Source organism: Stenotrophomonas sp. YJH_SMC_4 (assembly GCF_059371575.1).
The window spans coordinates 79,249-96,448 of sequence record NZ_JCAFUR010000011.1 but is presented as its reverse complement, the minus strand read 5'-3'; the positions used below and the strand labels follow the sequence as shown (position 1 = coordinate 96,448).

The 17,200-nt window shown below is 66.8% G+C and carries 16 protein-coding genes; 10 read left to right on the top strand and 6 right to left on the bottom strand.

The window, feature by feature from the left end:
* Nucleotides 1-65 precede the first annotated feature (65 nt).
* The 5 genes from AC5P9F_RS15425 to thiL all read left to right on the top strand — a co-directional run bounded on the left by AC5P9F_RS15425 (nucleotide 66) and on the right by thiL (nucleotide 4,057).
* Nucleotides 66-692, top strand: a complete 627-nt coding sequence (locus AC5P9F_RS15425) for a riboflavin synthase (RefSeq protein WP_049397406.1) — start codon at nucleotides 66-68, stop codon at nucleotides 690-692.
* On the top strand, nucleotides 689-1,789 hold the full coding sequence (gene ribB, locus AC5P9F_RS15420; RefSeq protein ID WP_150359470.1) for a 3,4-dihydroxy-2-butanone-4-phosphate synthase: 1,101 nt from the start codon (nucleotides 689-691) through the stop codon (nucleotides 1,787-1,789). The genes AC5P9F_RS15425 and ribB overlap by 4 nt, the downstream gene beginning before the upstream one ends.
* Before the next feature lie 158 nt (nucleotides 1,790-1,947).
* Nucleotides 1,948-2,415 carry a 6,7-dimethyl-8-ribityllumazine synthase gene (gene ribH / locus AC5P9F_RS15415; RefSeq protein WP_107379105.1) on the top strand — a complete coding sequence of 156 codons (468 nt, stop codon included), beginning with the start codon at nucleotides 1,948-1,950 and terminating at the stop codon, nucleotides 2,413-2,415.
* Complete coding sequence (gene nusB, locus AC5P9F_RS15410) at nucleotides 2,412-2,891, top strand: transcription antitermination factor NusB (RefSeq protein ID WP_012479139.1); 480 nt, start codon at nucleotides 2,412-2,414, stop codon at nucleotides 2,889-2,891. The genes ribH and nusB overlap by 4 nt, the downstream gene beginning before the upstream one ends.
* Nucleotides 2,892-3,094: 203 nt before the next feature.
* A complete protein-coding gene (thiL, locus tag AC5P9F_RS15405; protein WP_012479140.1) occupies nucleotides 3,095-4,057 on the top strand; it encodes a thiamine-phosphate kinase in 963 nt (320 codons plus the stop codon).
* A 113-nt stretch (nucleotides 4,058-4,170) separates the two neighbouring features.
* Here the strand turns inward: thiL and AC5P9F_RS15400 are convergent, their stop codons facing one another.
* Together AC5P9F_RS15400 and AC5P9F_RS15395 are read right to left on the bottom strand one after the other, a co-directional pair.
* Complete coding sequence (locus AC5P9F_RS15400) at nucleotides 4,171-4,893, bottom strand: fimbrial biogenesis chaperone (RefSeq protein WP_065183599.1); 723 nt, start codon at nucleotides 4,891-4,893, stop codon at nucleotides 4,171-4,173.
* Nucleotides 4,894-4,949: 56 nt separating this feature from the next.
* Complete coding sequence (locus AC5P9F_RS15395) at nucleotides 4,950-5,465, bottom strand: fimbrial protein (protein ID WP_043033817.1); 516 nt, start codon at nucleotides 5,463-5,465, stop codon at nucleotides 4,950-4,952.
* A 195-nt stretch (nucleotides 5,466-5,660) separates the two neighbouring features.
* Here AC5P9F_RS15395 and AC5P9F_RS15390 point away from each other — a divergent pair, with 195 nt between their 5' ends.
* The 4 genes from AC5P9F_RS15390 to AC5P9F_RS15375 all read left to right on the top strand — a co-directional run bounded on the left by AC5P9F_RS15390 (nucleotide 5,661) and on the right by AC5P9F_RS15375 (nucleotide 11,980).
* Complete coding sequence (locus AC5P9F_RS15390) at nucleotides 5,661-6,635, top strand: fimbrial protein (RefSeq protein WP_080047680.1); 975 nt, start codon at nucleotides 5,661-5,663, stop codon at nucleotides 6,633-6,635.
* An 86-nt stretch (nucleotides 6,636-6,721) separates the two neighbouring features.
* Entirely contained in the window at nucleotides 6,722-9,208 is a 2,487-nt protein-coding gene (locus AC5P9F_RS15385) for a fimbria/pilus outer membrane usher protein (protein ID WP_495231993.1), read from the top strand.
* Nucleotides 9,205-9,708 (top strand): fimbrial protein, encoded by a 504-nt coding sequence (locus AC5P9F_RS15380; protein WP_012479145.1) that lies wholly within the window; start codon nucleotides 9,205-9,207, stop codon nucleotides 9,706-9,708. Before AC5P9F_RS15385 ends, AC5P9F_RS15380 begins: the two co-directional genes overlap by 4 nt.
* Before the next feature lie 271 nt (nucleotides 9,709-9,979).
* Nucleotides 9,980-11,980 carry an acyltransferase family protein gene (locus tag AC5P9F_RS15375; protein ID WP_154329677.1) on the top strand — a complete coding sequence of 667 codons (2,001 nt, stop codon included), beginning with the start codon at nucleotides 9,980-9,982 and terminating at the stop codon, nucleotides 11,978-11,980.
* Nucleotides 11,981-12,002: 22 nt separating this feature from the next.
* Here AC5P9F_RS15375 and AC5P9F_RS15370 read toward each other — a convergent pair whose 3' ends face one another.
* The 4 genes from AC5P9F_RS15370 to AC5P9F_RS15355 form a co-directional block, all read right to left on the bottom strand.
* Nucleotides 12,003-13,388 carry an FAD-binding oxidoreductase gene (locus tag AC5P9F_RS15370; RefSeq protein WP_005408066.1) on the bottom strand — a complete coding sequence of 462 codons (1,386 nt, stop codon included), beginning with the start codon at nucleotides 13,386-13,388 and terminating at the stop codon, nucleotides 12,003-12,005.
* The gene (locus AC5P9F_RS15365; RefSeq protein WP_154329236.1) at nucleotides 13,385-14,002 is read right to left on the bottom strand and encodes a metal-dependent hydrolase; all 618 of its coding nucleotides are present in this window, start codon (nucleotides 14,000-14,002) and stop codon (nucleotides 13,385-13,387) included. Before AC5P9F_RS15365 ends, AC5P9F_RS15370 begins: the two co-directional genes overlap by 4 nt.
* Before the next feature lie 110 nt (nucleotides 14,003-14,112).
* A complete protein-coding gene (locus AC5P9F_RS15360) occupies nucleotides 14,113-14,481 on the bottom strand; it encodes a YraN family protein (protein WP_181453355.1) in 369 nt (122 codons plus the stop codon).
* Entirely contained in the window at nucleotides 14,471-16,192 is a 1,722-nt protein-coding gene (locus AC5P9F_RS15355; RefSeq protein ID WP_274850046.1) for a penicillin-binding protein activator, read from the bottom strand. Before AC5P9F_RS15355 ends, AC5P9F_RS15360 begins: the two co-directional genes overlap by 11 nt.
* 81 nt (nucleotides 16,193-16,273) lie before the next feature.
* On the opposite strand from AC5P9F_RS15355, the gene rsmI reads away from it, so the two are divergent.
* Entirely contained in the window at nucleotides 16,274-17,092 is an 819-nt protein-coding gene (gene rsmI / locus AC5P9F_RS15350; RefSeq protein ID WP_060381104.1) for a 16S rRNA (cytidine(1402)-2'-O)-methyltransferase, read from the top strand.
* Nucleotides 17,093-17,200 lie beyond the last annotated feature (108 nt).

Below are 17,200 nucleotides of genomic sequence, written 5' to 3'. Positions count from 1 at the left end.
GAATGCCCTGCGTGCGCCTGTTTGCCTTGCGGCGTTTTTCGCTCACATCCTGCGGAGAACGTTTCTTGTTTACTGGAATCATCGAAGGCGTCGGCCGTCTGGCCGCTCGCGAACCCATCGGCGGCGATGTCCGCTTCACCTTCAATGTCGGGAATCTGCCGTTCGACAACGTGCAGATGGGCGAGAGCATCGCCATCAACGGTGTCTGCCTCACCGTCATCGCATTCGACGCCAGCAGCTTCCAGGCCGATGCCTCCACCGAGACCCTGGGCCTGACCACGCTGGGCCAGCTCGGCGAGGGTGCGGTCATCAACCTCGAACGCGCCATGCGCCCGACCGATCGTCTCGGCGGCCATCTGGTCAGCGGCCACGTCGATGGTCTCGGCCAGGTGCTGTCCATCCACGAAGACGCGCGTGCCCAGCGCTGGCGCTTCGCCGCGCCGGCCTCGCTGCGCCGCTACATCGCCAAGAAGGGCTCGATCTGCGTGGATGGGGTCAGCCTGACCGTCAACGAAGTGGACGATGAAGGCTTCGAAGTCGCCCTCATCCCGCACACCGTGGCCAACACCGCGTTCTCCGCCGCTGGCGTGGGCAGCGCGGTCAATCTTGAAATCGATCTGGTCGCCCGCTATGTCGAGCGCCTGATCAGCGTGCCGGCCAACGGTCAGCACCCGCAAGGAGATGCAGCATGAATTTCGCCCCTATTCCGGAAATCCTGGAAGACATCCGCCTGGGCCGCATGGTGGTCATCGTCGATGACGAGGACCGCGAGAACGAAGGCGACCTGATCATGGCCGCCGAGCTGGTCAAGGCCAGCGACATCAACTTCATGGTCACCCACGGGCGTGGCCTGGTGTGCCTGCCGCTGAACCGTACCCGCGCCGCCGATCTGGGCCTGGCGCCGATGGTGCAGGCCAATACCGCGCAGTTCCAGACCAACTTCACGGTCAGCATCGAGGCCGCCGAGGGCGTCACCACCGGCATTTCGGCACACGACCGCGCCCATACCATCCGTACCGCGGTGAAGCCCAACGCCAAGCCGTCGGACCTGCACCAGCCGGGCCACATCTTCCCGCTGATTGCCCAGCCGGGCGGCGTGCTGACCCGCGCCGGCCACACCGAAGCCGCGGTGGACATGGCCATGCTGGCTGGGCTGGAGCCGGCCGGCGTGCTGGTGGAGATCCTGAACCCGGACGGCAGCATGGCGCGCCGCCCGGAACTGGAAGTGTTCGCGCGCGAGCACGGGCTGAAGATGGGCTCCATCGCCGATCTGATCGCCTACCGCCTGGCCACCGAAAAGACCGTTGAACGCGTGGACGAGCGCGAGATCGACACCGAATTCGGCCGCTTCAAGCTGGTCACCTATCGCGACCGCATCGCCCACGACCTGCATTTCGCGCTGGTCCGCGGCACGCCGGATGCGGAAACACCGACCCTCGTGCGCGTGCAGGTAGAAAACCCGCTGGCCGACCTGCTGCACTGGCGCCGTGACGACTTCGGCGTGGCTGCCACCGATGCCCTGCGCGCGATCGATGCCGAAGGCGCCGGCGTGATGGTGGTGCTGCAGGCCCCGCGCGACGGTGAAGCCCTGCTGGCCCGCCTGCGCCAGCAGCCGGCGCCGGTGGTACCGGGCAAGGACAAGGACGTGAGCCAGTGGCGCCGCAACGGTGCCGGCGCGCAGATCCTGTCCGACCTGGGTCTGGGCAAGCTGCGCGTGCTGGGCACCCCGCGCCGCCAGATCGGCCTGGCCGGGTACGGCCTGGAAGTGGTGGAGACGGTCACCCTGTAATGGGAATTGCCGGCCAGCGGCCGGCACTACCGGTGGGTGCCGACCCCCTGCCACCGGTGGGTGCCGACCGTTGGTCGGCACAGCCCTGGGCCCCGCCAGCCACGGCCGGGGCCCATCCACGCTAGAATTACCCCCTTATCGAGTCCCCCAAGCCGCATATGAGCCACTTCGAAGGCGATCTTCGCACTCCCGAATCGGCGCGCTTCGCCATCCTGGCCAGCCGCTGGAATGCCCGCATCACCGACACGCTGGTCGCTGGCGCCCGCCAGAGCCTGGCCGGCAACGGCATCGCCGAAGCCAACATCGACGTGATCCGCGTGCCGGGTGCCTGGGAGCTGCCGCTGGTGGCCGCGCGCCTGGCCGCCGCCCATGAACACGCCGCCATCCTCACCCTGGGCTGCGTGATCCGTGGCGACACCCGCCACTACGAACACGTGGCCGACCGCTGCGCCGAAGGCCTGATGCGCGTGCAGCTGGACTTCGGCGTGCCGGTGCTGAACGGCGTGCTGGCGGTGGAACGCGTTGAAGACGCCGAGGCCCGCGCAGGCGGCAGCCACGGCAACAAGGGCGAGGAAGTCGCACTCGCCGCATTGGAAATGGTCAACCTTCTGGAGCAGCTGCCATGAACAAGAACACCCAGGGCAAGCCCTCCGGTAAACCCGTCCGCCGCGATGGCGTCGACCCGGTGCTGCGCTCGCGCGCACGCCGTCGCGCCGTGCAGGCCATCTACGCCTGGCAGATCTCTGGCGGCAACGCCCAGTCGCTGATCGCCCAGTTCGCCCACGAGCAGGCCCGTGAAATCGCCGACCTGGCGTATTTCGAGGCGCTGCTGCACGGTGTGCTCGACAACCGTCGTGATATTGACGAAGCCCTCGGCCCGTACCTGGACCGTGGCATCGAGGAAGTGGACGCGATCGAGCGCGCGGTGCTGCGCCTGGCCGGCTACGAGCTGCGTTATCGCCTGGACGTGCCGTACCGCGTGGTGATCAACGAAGCCATCGAATCGGCCAAGCGCTTTGGTTCCGAACATGGCCACACCTACGTCAACGGCGTGCTGGATCGTGCCGCCGTGGAATGGCGCAAGGTCGAATCGGGTCACTGACCCACTGCGTCCCGCATCGTTCATTGAACGGCGCGGGAATCTGCTTCGGTAGAGTCGACTGTCAGTCGACTGCCTTTCGATCAGCAGTCGTAGTGTCGGACCGGAGAGCAGTCGACTGACAGTCGACTCTACCCCCCCCCAGCCGGTTCACCTGGTCGGCATCCGCGCCCGCCGCCCATCCATGCAACCCGCCGGAACGCCCCATGTCCCTGGCCGAATTCGCCCTCATAGACCGTATCCGCGCCCGCACCCTCGAGCGCGACGACATCCTGCTCGGCATCGGCGATGACGCTGCGCTGCTGCAGCCGCGGGCCAACGAACAGCTGGTGGTCACCGCCGACACGCTCAACAGCGGTGTGCATTTCCCGGTGGAAACCCGGGCCTTCGACATTGGCTGGAAGACCTTGGCGGTCAACCTGTCGGACCTCGCCGCGATGGGCGCGCGCCCGGCGTGGTGCACGCTGGCGCTGTCCCTGCCGGAAGCCTCTGAAGACTGGATCGAGGCCTTCGGCGATGGCTTCTTCGCCCTCGCCGACCAGCATGACATCGCACTGATTGGTGGCGATACCACGCGTGGCCCGCTGTCGCTGTCGGTTACTGCGATGGGACAGGTCGGCCGTGGCCAGGCATTGCGCCGCGACCGCGCGCAGTTGGGCGACGACATCTGGGTCAGTGGCACGCTGGGCGATGCCGCCGGTGCGCTGCGCCTGTGGCAGCAGGGCGCGCTGAACCTGGCCACCGCCACGTTGCTGGCCGACTACGAGAGCCTGCGTCTGCGCCTGCTGCGGCCGACGCCGCGCGTCACCCTCGGCCTGCGCCTGCGTGCGTTCGCGCATGCGGCGGTGGACGTGTCAGACGGCCTGCTGGCCGACCTGGGCCACATCGCCGCACGCAGCAACGTAGCCGCGCATGTGGATGCCGATTCGCTGCCGATCTCGCACGCGCTGCGTGAGCTGCTCGGCCGCGACGATGCACGCGACTGCGCACTGCGCGGTGGCGACGACTACGAACTGTGCTTCACCGCCGCCGCCGACCAGCGCGACGCACTGCACTACTTGGCCGAATCGCTGGACCTGCCGCTCACCCGCATCGGCCGCATTGCCGATGGGCAAGGCGTGCACGTGGATGGCGAAGCCGCCGACGGCGGCTACCAGCACTTCGCGTGACCCGCAAAGGTCTGCACACGATTCGTATCCTGTAGAGCCGAGTCATGCTCGGCTGCTTCTACGCAATACATGAAAGGTGGGCGCAAGCTCGGCTCTGCATCAGCGACACGGGTCTACCGCTCAACGCGGGCTTCCGCATCGCGAGGTGTGCCGTAGTCATCCAGCCATGTGAATGACACTGACGCTGGGATGACTGCGCCATCCGGCAGTGCATAGCGTACCTGTGCTCCCGGCGCGATCATGTCCACCTCGACGCTGCGGCCGTCGGCAAGCGTCAACGAACTCAGCGACACGTGGTACGCGCTTGGGTTACGCACCTGCAGGCCATCGCCATCGCCGGACCACAGCAGGGCAGCTGCCGCATCGCGCGCATTGCCCGGCAGCCCTGCCGGGCGATGGAACAGTTTCACCCGCGTGCGCACTGCGAACTGAAGCAGGTTGCGGTCTGCGGTTCCGGAAGGCTTGGGCGGTATGTCCAACAGATTGAAGTAGAACACCGACTCGCGATCCATGGGCACCGGCGGATCCGAGGGGCGCGGTGCATAGGTGATGCGAAATGCCTGGGCATGCTGTGACAGCAGCAGGCGCGGTTCGGCCGGCGTCAGCCGGAAGGGCGTGCGTACATCTTCCGGTCGTGCGTGGCTGTCGCCATCGTCGATCCAGACCTGGGTCATGGCAGGCTGCTCGCCGACGTTGCTCGCTTTCACTGTGACATCGCGGCCCTTGGCGGCATCGTGCACGATGCGGGTTCCCTGCAGTGTCACGGCGGCCTGGCCGGGAAGGGCGAATAGGGCAGCCAGCAACGCGGACAGCCCCGAAAGGAATGAGAATTTCATGCGGCGCCTCGCTGGACGACGACAGCCTGGCGCATCCGGCCAGGCTGCCACGGAAGTCAGTCGTAGAGAACGACGAAGTCACCGGATGCGTTGGCCTGCCCGGCCTGCGCATTCTGTGAGGGCGATGCGTACCAGGCGCTATACGTCAGCTGTCCACTGCCACCGGCGGCAATCGTCAGCCACCGCGTCGGGTCATCACCGATGCGCTGGTGATTGTCGTCCGCGTCATACAGCGCAACCCCGACGTTGCGTGCTGTCGAGGCCGCTGTCAGTGCGAGATTGCCGGTGCTGTCATGCTGCGTACCACCGAAGCGGACGCCAACCTTCTGCGCGGCACCGGAGCCGCTGCAGTCAAGGTTGATGGTGAAGTTCTTCTGGCCTGCACGTGTTGCCGCGTTCACCGAGACAAGATCAACCTTGCCCATCGGCACGGTGATCGCGCCACCGGTCGTGCCGACCGTACAGGTGGACGTTTCCAGCGATCCGGTGATTTCCAGGCGCTCGGCGTGGGCCAGGGAGGGAATCGTCAGGGCCAGGAAGGCCCCGCACAGCAGTTGCGTTTGAAGGGGCATGGACTGTTCTCTCTGCAATGGAATCCTGCACGACAGCGATGTCGTGGGTTGGCGGGAGTCTGTCCGGGCGTCGTCCGCAACGATATGAAGAATGTTGCAAAAGCCCGTCATTGCGGCAATTGCAACTTTCTGCATGGGCGATGGCTCGGCAAACGCGTACGGTGCGTGTCCCCGCCTTTGCTCCAGTAGACGCCAATGATGTCGCTCTGTCCTGCATACGCTGGCTGGCTCGCCCTGTTGGGAGCGACGGTTGCTTTCAGTGCGAGCGCGACCTGCCGCGCACCGGGGGGCGACGCACAGCTGGATCACGTTTTCGACGTCGCCTTTACCGAGCGCGCCGATGTCACTCTGGGATTCCGATCTGGATCGCTGACGCTGGTCTGCGATGCAGGCGAAACGCAGATGGAGGAGCTGCTTCAGCTGTCTGGAATGAAGTACGTTCGCGACGTGCCCTGGGGGAGCCGTGCCATTGCCGCCTACGAAATGGATTCCACCTCGCCCTTGTTGGCCTTCAGCTACAGCTATGGTGGCTGCGAAATATCCGATCCCGAATGCCCGATCGAGGAGGTCGAGGAAGGTGGCGTTCCGCTGCGCGACGGTGTTCCGAGCCGGTACTCGCTGAATGGAGCAAGAAAGAACGTCACCATGCAGGTCATCGCGTTCTCACGGGGCGGACCAATGCACGACGTGGCCCGCCGGCCTGCGGGCTCCCTGCGCACGACGTCTGGCGGCACGGGTGGGTTCCATCGTTTCAACCTTGGCTTCCGCTTTCGTGCCCAGACCTGCGCGGTCACTCCGCAGAACGTCGACCTGGATCCGGTGGACGCGGTAACCCTGCAGCGCAACGGCAGCGCGGGCGAGAAGTCGTTCAATGTGCGCGTCAGCTGTGCCGCCTCCGGGCGCCGACTGGTTCTGGAGCTGGTGGACGTTCACGATCCTGCCAGCACGTCAAACACGCTGAAGGCGGCGCCGGGCAGTACCGCCAATGGTGTGGCAGTGCAGATCCTCAGTGGAGGGAATCCTGTGCGGATGAAAGCCCCCTGGACCCATGGCGCCGCATCAGGCAGTACCCTGCCGGTTCCATTCAGTGCGCGCTACCTGCGCACGACCGGGACGCTGCGCACCGGATCGATACGTGGTGAAGCAACGTTGCTGGCAGATTACTACTGAGGTGCGTCGCGCATGAATGGAATGCGGGCATGATCCCTTCCACTACGCCGCGTCCAGGTCTGTGTGCTTCACGGCTTGCATCGGCCATGGCATTCGCTCTGTCGGGACTGGCGTTACCTGCCCACGCGGAGACCGAAACGGGCCTTGAATTCAGTGACGGCTTCCTCGTGGGTGGGCGAACCATCGATATGCGTCGCTATGTGCGCGGCAACCCCATGCCCGCAGGCGACTACCGCGTTGATGTGCTGGTCAACGGCCAGTACCTGCAGACACGCGACATCACCTTCGTAGCGGGCGACGACCCTGACCGGGCGGGTGCCTGCCTGTCTGCGGATCTGCTGCGGGAGCTGGAACTGCAGGCCACCTATCGAATGGCGCTGGAGCGGGCAACGGGTTGTATCGACCTGCCGTCCGTGATCGCGGGGGCAACAGTGACATTCGACAGCGGCACGCTGCAGCTGCTGATCTCCGTGCCGCAGGCTGCACAGGCGAGGGCGGCACGAGGCCTGGTGCCGGTTGAGCTACGTGATCCAGGCATCAACGCCCTGTTCGTGGACTACAGCGCCAGCCATGGCCGTAGTGCAGGCGTCGATCGCAGCCACCTCGGCCTGCGCATGGGTGCGAACATCGGGAGCTGGCGCTTCCGCCATCGCACCGCCTTCAACCATGCGCGGGGGCAGGTGCGCCGTACCACCATCAACAGTTACGCCCAGCGTGACATTCCCGGGTGGAACAGCCAGCTGTTGCTGGGTGAGGGCAACACCAGTGGGCAGCTGTTTGACAGTGTGCCGCTCACGGGGGTGCGTATCGCCAGTGATGAACGGATGCTGCCTGATTCACTGCGCGGATATGCACCGGTGGTACGTGGCATTGCCGACAGCAGTGCAGTGGTGCGCATCGAGCAGGACGGTGTTGTCATCCATGAAGTAAACGTCGCTCCAGGGCCGTTCGCGATAGACGATCTGTATCCCACCAACTTTGGTGGTGACCTGCAGGTGATCGTAGTGGAAGCCGATGGCCGGCAGCAGCAGTTCACCGTCAGCTTCTCGGCGGTGCCACAGGCGCTGCGCGCGGGTACGTCCCGCTCAAGCGTGACCGCCGGTGCACTAAGAGGCCGTCACGTCCTGCAGCGGCTGGGCTTCGCCGAGGCCACCCATGCACATGGACTGAACAATCGACTGACAGCTCTCGGGGGATTGCAGCTGGCTGAAGGATACGGTGCCGGCCTGCTGGGGGTGGCGGTCAACACTCCTGTCGGCGCGCTGGGCATGGACGTCACCCATTCGCGCGCCCGCCAGGCGGACGGGCGGCCCCTGATCGGCAACAGCTACCGGGTGAACTATCAGCGCTACCTGGCAGAAAGTGGCACCAACTTCGGGCTTGCGGCGTATCGTTACAGCACCCGGGGCTTCCTCACGCTGCACGATCTGGCAACGGCCCGCCCGGACGAGTGGCATCCAGTGGGACGTGCGCGCCAGCGCTACCAGCTGAACTTCTCACAGAGGATCGGGGAGCGCAGCAGCCTGCATCTCGACGGCGGCCACGTCGCGTACTGGGACAGCACGCAGCGCCAGAATGATCTGCAGCTGAGCTTCAATACCGTTGCGGGGAAGGTCAACTACGGCGTATCCGTCATGCGTTTCCGGCAGGGAAACGGTCGTCAGGACACCCGCTACGACCTCACGGTCAGTCTGCCCTTGGGATCCCACGGCAGCACGCAGCGGACCAGCACCCGCGTGGGTCGCTCTGACGGTGGAGGCCAGGCCCAGCTGAGCCTGACAGGTGCGGTGGGAGAGCGTCGCGCGCTCAACTATTCACTGTCTGGAGAGCAGCGGGCGGGCGGGGTACGCAGCAGCACTGCATTCGCCGATTATCAAGGCCGCTACGCACATCTCAGCGCGGGCTTCACCCGAGCCGGGCATTTCAGCAGTCACACGCTGGGGGCCGCCGGCAGCATCGCCTTGCACCGTGGTGGGATCACCCTGGGGCAGCCAGTGGGAGAGGGATTTGCGCTGGTGCAGGCGCCCGGCGCGCACGGCGCCCGCATCGGAGCCGGTGCTGATCTCCGTGTTGATCGCCGTGGTTATGCGCTGCTGCCGCACATCAGCCCTTACCGCTGGAACCGCATTGATCTTGACCCGTCCGGTTTGCCGCTGGAAGTGGAACTCCTACAGACCTCCCGGCGCATCGCGCCGACAGCGGGCAGCATCGTACGTGTTCCGTTCGAAGTGCGACGCGAGCGCTCCTTGTTCATCGATGCGACGGACGCGCTTGGGCAGCCGTTGCCGTTTGCCGCGCGCGTGCAGGAGGAGAACGGCACGCCGCGCGGAGCCGTTGGGCAGGGGGGCGTGATTCATCTGCGCGGTGCCCAGGATGAAGGAGCATTGATCGTCGATGCCGATGGCCCCAGCCGCTGTCGACTGCTGTACCGCATGCCCGCCAAGCCTGACGCCTATGGCCTGTCCTGGACCCAGGCGCTGTGCACGCCAATGGGCGACGCCGGGTTGCGGGTAGAGACCGCGATTCCAGGTCCTGACATTCAATCTTCGCTTGCTCCAGGAGAATCTCCATGATCGATCAGTACCGTCATCTGCCGGCCATGCTTGCATTGCTGATGGCCGCATCGCCGGCCAGCAGCCAGACACTTTCCATCAGTGGCCGAGTGTTGCCGGGTACCTGTGCGCTGGCCACCCCCGCCATCACGCTCGACAGCGTCAAGGCCGATGCACTCAATGTGGGCAACAACAATCTCAAGACCAGCAATCTGAATTTCACCGGATGCATCGGCGTCACCAAGGCACTGCTTTCCTTTGATGGGACCGCTGCGGAGGGCGATGCCCTGCGGTGGAAAAACACGGCGACGAGCGAGCCCGCCAAGGGCCTTTCCATTGTGCTGCTGGCAGGCGCGAGCGGATCGACACCTCTGAAGAAGGGAGACAAGGACATTCCTGTCATAGTGACTGGAGCGACGGCCAGCTACACGCTGCGTGCGGGCTACTACCTGCCCTCCACCAGTGGTATCAACGCGGGCTCGGTGCAGACCGAGATCACCATCACAGCAACCTACCAGTAGTCTTCATCCAGTCGCTGCATGGGGAAGAACTCAGGTTCCAATGAGCTTGCCATTGCGAATGGATGCTTCACCTCCATGCCGGATGACGTGCGCGTACGGCAATGACGACCTATCTCGCCTTGCCGATGTGCCGGCGAGGGGGGGAATGGTCGTCAGTCGACTGGGGTACACCGCGCGGAGAAGCAGATGGCAGGATCGAAGTCTTGACTGTATCTGAACGAAGGCCCCATCTGTCGTGATTGTCCATTGAGTGACTGTGCAGCCGGTGGCGATGCTGCCGGATCGCTCGCTACTGACCACGCGCATGTCCCCTCCCGAACGTTCCCACAACGCCGCCATCGATGGCCTGCGTGCATTGGCGGTGCTGGCCGTCGTGGTCTTCCACACCAATGCGGCGTGGTTGCCCGGCGGTTTCACCGGCGTGGATCTGTTCTTCGTGGTGTCCGGCTTCGTGATCAGCCAGTCGCTGGCCTCGCGCGCCAATGCGTCGCTGGGCGCGATGCTGCTCGACTTCTACCGGCGCCGCGTGCTGCGCCTGTTGCCGGCGCTGCTGGCGATGTTGATGGCCACCTTCGTGCTGTCGGCACTGTTCATTCCCCGCGCGTGGCGCAATGAGCAGTTCGACCAGACCGGCTGGGCCGCGCTGGTCGGCCTCAGCAACATCGTGCTGGCCGGCCAGCAGGACGACTATTTCTCGCCCGGTGCGGAACTCAATCCGTTCCTGCACACGTGGACGCTGGGCGTGGAGGAGCAGTTCTATCTGGTCTTCCCGCTGCTGTTCTTCGTGTGGCTGCGCGGGCGTGAGCGCTGGCCGTGGTCGCGTTGGCTGTTGCCGGTGCTCACCCTGCTGTCGCTGGCGTGGGCAGGCTGGCAGGCGCAGACGGCACCGGCGGCGGCGTTCTATCTGCTGCCCGCACGGTTCTGGGAGTTGGCCGCGGGCGCGCTGCTGTACCAGTGGATGCGCACGCGCACGCCGGGCCAGAACGGGGATGCGGTTGCCGTGGCCGGTCTGGCGCTGCTGGGTGCAGGCGTGGTGATTGCACCGCAGCTGGCGATGCCGGTTCCGGGCGTGCTGGCTACCGTGGCTGGCACGTTGATGCTGCTGGCGAGTGTGTCGGCGCCGGGTACATCGCGCATCGGCCGCGCATTGGGGTGCGCGCCGCTGGCGTATCTGGGCAGGCTGTCCTATTCGCTGTACCTGTGGCATTGGCCGCTGCTGGTGCTGCTGCGCTGGACCTGCGGCCTGCACGGTGCTGCGCTGTGGCTGTATCCGGTACTGCTGCTGGCGGTGTCGGCCGCGTCCTACCACTTCATCGAGCGCCCGCTGCGCAGTGCGGCGCCGCTGCTGCGGCTGGCACCGGCCAAGGTGCTGGCGATGGGGCTGCCAGTGGTCGCGCTATGCGGCGCAGGCGCGTGGGCTACGGTGGAATACCACGAGCAGATCTCGCTCAGCGTTACCCGCGATGGCTACGCATGGCAGGCGCGTCGCTATCCCGCATGGCGGTCGCTGGAGCCGGTGAGCGCGCCGGCGCTCGAAGGGCGGCGCCTGTTCGTGGTGGGGGATTCGCATGCGGCGGCCTACCGCACCATGACCAGCATGGTCGCGCGCCAGACCGGCATGGAGATGCGCCAGGATGACCGCGGTGGTTGCAGCTTCGTCAATCTACTGCGGGCCAGCCCGGCCGACTGTCGGGACTTCATTGAAAACGCATTGTCGAATATCGAGCGTGAGGCGCGTCCGGGTGACATCGTGCTGCTGGCAGCATTGCGCATGCCGGAGCTGCGTGGGTTCGATTGGCAGCGCCAGGATGCACAACAGATCTATCAACAGCTGTTGGACGAGCGCACCCCGGCCCATGCACAGGCCGCGCGTGACGAGGCTGATCGTGTTCTTGGGCGTTTGCAGGAGCTGGCCGTGCACGTGGTTGTGGATGCACCGCTGCCGTTGTTCAAGGCCGGGGCCTACCGTTGTTCGGATTGGTTCAACCGCCGCAATCCTGCCTGTGCCGGTGGCCTGAGCATGCCGCGTGCGGATCTGGAAATGCTGCGCGTGCCGCAGATGGCACTGCTGGCGGACCTGGCCGCAAGTTACCCGTCACTGACCGTGTGGGATCCGCTGCCGTTGCTGTGCGGGCCAGACACCTGTTCGGCGGTGGAAGACGGTGAACCCCTGTTCTTCGACAATGACCATCTGAGCGGGCACGGTAATCGCGTGCTGTTGCCCAGCTTCCGCCAGACCCTCATCGACAGCGTAGGCAGCGCGCCCCGGTAGCGCCGGGCATGCCCGGCGGCGTTCACACCGGCGGCAGCACCTTGCCCGGGTTGAGGATGCCATCCGGGTCCAGCGCGGCCTTGATCGCGCGCATTGTCGCCAGCGTTTCCGGGGTAAAGGCCTGCGCCATGAAATCGCGCTTGGCCAGGCCAATGCCGTGTTCGCCGGACAACGTGCCGCCCAGCGCCAGCGTCAGCGCGAAGATCTTTGGCAACGCTGCATGTGCGCGCGCGTTTTCGTCGGCATCGTCCGGGTGATACAGGATGTTGACGTGCAGGTTACCGTTGCCGGCATGGCCGAAGGTGACGATGGTCAGCGTGTAGTCGCGCGCCAAGGCCTGCACGCCCGCCACCAACTCCGGAATGCGCGACACCGGGACCACCACGTCTTCATTGATCTTGCCCGGCGCAACGCTGCGCAGCGCAGGCGACAACGCCTTGCGTGCGGCCCACAGCTGGTCGCGCGCGCGTCCTTCCATCGCCACGTCCAGTTCGATCATGCCGTCGCCTTCAGCTGCGCTGGCCAGTGCCTGCAGCAGATAGGGCAGGGTGTCGTGGTCACCATCGGCCTCGACCAGCAGCATTGCACCGGCCTCCGGCACGTCGGCACCGTTCAGCCGCAGCAGCTCGAGGCTACGTGCGTCCATGAACTCCAGGCGGGTGGGTACTACCGGCTGCGACATCAATCGCGATACCGCGGCTGCGGCGGCATCGGCATCGCGGTACAGCACGCGCAGCCCGGCCTGGCTGACCGGCAGCGGGGTCAGTTTCAGCGTGGCTTCCACGATCAATGCCAGCGTGCCTTCGCTGCCCACCAGCAGATGGGTCAGATCGTAGCCAGTGGCGTCCTTGGTGTAGGCGCCGCCGCAGCGGATCACATCGCCGGTGCCGGTCACTGCCACCAGGCCCAGCACGTTGTCGCGGCTGGTGCCGTACTTCACCGCGCGCGGGCCGCCCGCATTGCAGGCCAGGTTGCCACCGACGCTGCAGATCTCGGCGCTGGAAGGATCCGGCGCCCAGAACAGGCCATGCGGGGCCAGTGCCTGCTGCAGGGCGCCATTGAGTACGCCCGGTTGCACCACCGCGCAGCGATCGCCGGCGCGGATCTCGACGATGCGGTCCATGCGGGTGAACGACAGCACGATGCTGCCGGGCAGCGGCACGGCCGCGCCGGTGGTGCCAGTGCCGGCGCCACGTGCGACCAGCGCTACGTGATGGGCCCGGCATGCGCGTACCAGTGCCTGCACCTGTTCGATGCTGGCAGGCTGCGCGACGGCGGCGGGGCGTTGATGACGCCACGAGTTGTCCTGCGCGTTGGCCTCCAGCGCGCTGTCATCCATGCGCCAGCCCTCCGCGCCCAGCAGGGCGGACAGTTCGGCAACCAGGGCAGCAGGCAGGGCAGGACTCATGACGGATCTCGTGGGGCAGCAGGAGCGGGTTGGATCAGTTTCCAGGCAACAACGGCGCCAGCCAGTGGCAGCCACACCCAGCGCAGTTCCGACAGCAGGGTGGCCAGGCCGCGCGCGCTGAAGAACTGTGGGGCGAACGGTGAAACGCGGATCGGTCGCCACGGCGCGAAGAAGCGTTGTTCGCTCCAGGGCCAGGCGAGGGCCACGCCGAGGCCGCCGGAGGTCATCGCATCCAGCAGCGGATGGCTGGCAGCGCAGATGAAGACGAACACTGCCGCCTGCACGGTAGATGCCAAGCTTGGTTGGCACACACCCGCCGACCAAGGTCGGCGACTACCGGGGCTGTGTGGTGCCGACCAAGATCGGCGGCTACCCAAGAACGCCAGCACCGCGGCCAATGCCGCCAGCACGCCGGCAAACAGCAGCGAATGGCTGGCGCCGCGATGGCCGAACGCATCGGCGTAGGGGATGTGCAGCGCGAAGGCCAGTACATCGGCATCGGGCAGCATCGCTGCAATCACGCCGGCCGCCAGCAGGCGCGGCGGGATGCGGCCGCGATCAGCGGCGCACCACAGCGCCAGCGGCACAGCAGCATGGGTGATGATCGAAGGCATCAGTCACACACCGTGGTCGTGCTGGCCTGGCTGCGATCTGGCAGGTGCCAACCTTGGTTGGCACAGAAGCGCCGACCAAGGTCGGCCTCTACCAGAGCGGACGGTACCCATCAGCAATCATCCAGCCGGAACGCATCACGCAGCCACCGCAGCTGCGGCGGCTCGCCGGTGGCGTCGACCACATCAAAACGGCAGGGCGCATTGGCCAGCGTCGGGTTGTCCTGCAGGTACAGCTGCGCGGCGTGCGCCAGGCGTCGGCACTTGCGCACATCCACCGAAGCGGCACCGCCACCGAAATCCGATCGCGCGCGATAGCGCACTTCCACGAACACCACGGTGCCGGCATCGTCCATCACCAGGTCCAGTTCACCGCCGCGATAGCGCACGTTGCGCGCACGCGGCTGCAGTCCGGCCTGCTGCAGATGCTGCTCGGCGGCGGCCTCCACCGCCGAGCCACGTTGGCTGCGCTCAGCGACCACCGACGATCGGCATCGGCCGGCCGCCATTGAAGGTGGACCATGCCGGCTGGCGCAGGATGTTGCCGTTGCTGTCCAGGAACAGGGTGCCGGTGGCACCGTCCAGGCCGCCCTCGTTGGACAGCTTGTCCAGATAGGCGGTGATCTTCCAGGCATCGGCGCCGAAAGCGAACAGGCGGCCGGCTGCACCGCGTGCGCTGGGCAGGGTGCTGGCGACCTGGCTGGCCGACGGCAGGCCCGACACGCTGCGCACGTTCCAGGCTTCATTCGGGTAGACGATGCCGTCCAGCGCCACGTCTTCTTCCACCTTGCCGCTGCCGATGGTCAGCTGCGAGGTGCCGACGCGGGTGGCGCCGCCGGCACCGGCCAGCGCCAGCTGCGGCGCCAGCAGGCGCGCCTGCGGCGCACGCACGGCGAGAAATACGGCATCGACCTGGCCGGCATTGCGCACCTGCGCACCGACATCGCCGACCGCATCGCTGACGCCGATGGTGGCCACCACCTGGCCGCCACGCTGGGCGAAGCGCTGGGCGAAGGCGGCGGCGGCACGGCGGCCGGTATCGTCGGCGCTGTTGATCACCAGCGCCTTGCCGCGCTCGCGACCACGCAGGTATTCAGCGGCGACGATGCCGTCATCTTCCGGTGCCAGCGAGAAACCGGCGCTGCCGGCCGGCGGCGCATCCTTGCCACGGTTCAGCGCCAGCACCGGCACCTGCAGCTGCTTACGGCCGTACACCGCGTCCACTTCGTCGCGGCCCAGCGGGCCGACCACGAAGTCTGCACCGGAGGCCACGGCCTTGTCATAGGCGGCGAGGGCACCGGCCGGGGTGCCGGCGGTGTCGATGAAGTTGATGTCCGGGCGGCGGCGGGTCTCGCCGTAGTACGCGGCCAGCAGGCCATCGCGCACCGGCTGCGCGGCGGTGGCCAGGCGGCCGCTGAGCGGCAGCAGCACAGCCAGCTTGGCCGGCGGGCGGTAACCGTCGCTCATCGCCGGCGGGCGCTTGCTGGTGTCGAACTGGGCGGCGCCATCGCGGTCGAACGGTCGCGGCAGCGGCAGGCCGCGTGCGATCAGTGCGCGGCCGGCGAAGTTGTACAGCGGGTCGTTGGCCGGCAGGGCGGCGGCACGGCTGCGCAGGGTGGCGTCGTCGAGGGTACCGAGCAGGCCGGCGATGGCGGCCTGGTTCTCGCTGCGTGCACTGCCGGTCAGGCTGGCATGGGCGCGGGCGCGTTCGGTGGCAGCGCCGAAGGCATCGCCGGTGCCCTGCAGCGCAGTGGCGCGGGCCAGATACCAGCGCGTCCGCAGTGCCGGCAGCACGTTGTCGCCGCTGTCCTTCAGCAGTGCCAGCGCCTGCGCCGGCTGCTTGTCGGCCAGTGCCAGCTCGGCGCCGGTCAGCTGGTAGCGCTGCAGGCTGGCGCCGGTCAGCTGGCGGGCGGTGAGCTGGCCCAGCAGGCTGCGCGCGCGAGCGCTGTCGCCGGCCAGGTGCCAGGCCCAGGCGGCATCGGCTAGGGCGTTGCTGCGGGCGCCACCTTTCAGGGTTGCGGCCAGCGCTTCCAATTGCAGGGCGGCGTCGCGCGGTTTGCCCTGTTCGATCAGCGCCAGCGCCTGGCTCTGGGCCGGCGATTCGGGCGCGCTGGTCAGGCTGGTGGTGGCACAGCCGGCCAGCAGCATCAGCGACAACGACAGGGCGGAGATCCGTGCGGCGGGCTTGTTCATGATCGGGTCCATGCGATGAGGGCAGCGGCCTTGGCCGGGTACACGCTACGATTCTACCCTTGCCCCGTGAGTACCGCTGAAATGAGTGTCCCAACCCTGTACGTCGTCGCCACCCCGATCGGCAACCTGGCCGATCTGAGCCCGCGCGCGCAGGAGGTGCTGCGCTCGGTGGCGGCCATCTGTGCCGAAGACACCCGCCGCAGCGGCCAGCTGCTGTCCCATTTCGGCATCCAGCAACCGCTGGTGGCCCTGCACGAGCACAATGAGGAAGCGCTGTCGCAGCGCTTGGTCTCGCGCCTGCAGGCGGGCGAATCGCTGGCGATGGTCAGCGATGCCGGTACCCCGCTGGTCAGCGATCCCGGCTTCCGCCTGGTGCGTGCCGCGCGTGCGGCGGGCATCAAGGTCAGCCCGATTCCCGGCGCCTGTGCCGCCATCGCCGCGCTGAGCGTGGCGGGCCTGCCCAGTGACCGCTTCAGCTTCGAGGGTTTCCTGCCGGCCAAGGCCAGCGGCCGCCGCGACCGCCTGCAGGCGCTGGCCGGTGAAGTACGCACGATGGTGTTCTACGAATCCTCGCATCGCATCGCCGAGTCGCTGGCGGACATGGCGGCGATCTTCGGCGGCGAACGCCCTGCGGTACTGGCGCGTGAGCTGACCAAGCTGTTCGAGACCGTGCTCGATGGGGATCTGGCCGGACTGCTGGCCAAGGTGGAAGCTGACGAAAACCAGCGCAAGGGCGAGTTCGTGGTGATGGTGCAGGGCGCTGGCGACGATGAAGAAGCGCAGCTGGCGCATGGCCGCCGCGTCTATGCCAAGCTGAGCGAGCATCTGCCGCCGTCGACCGCGGCGAAGCTGGCGGCGGAGTTGACCGGTGCACCGCGCAAGGCGTTGTACGGCAGTTGATGGATCGTGCGGACCAAGGTCCGCACCCACCAAAGCGGAATCCGCACCCACCAGAGCAGCGGAATCAGTAGATCCACGCCATGCGTGGATGGATGGGCCGCGCCAGGG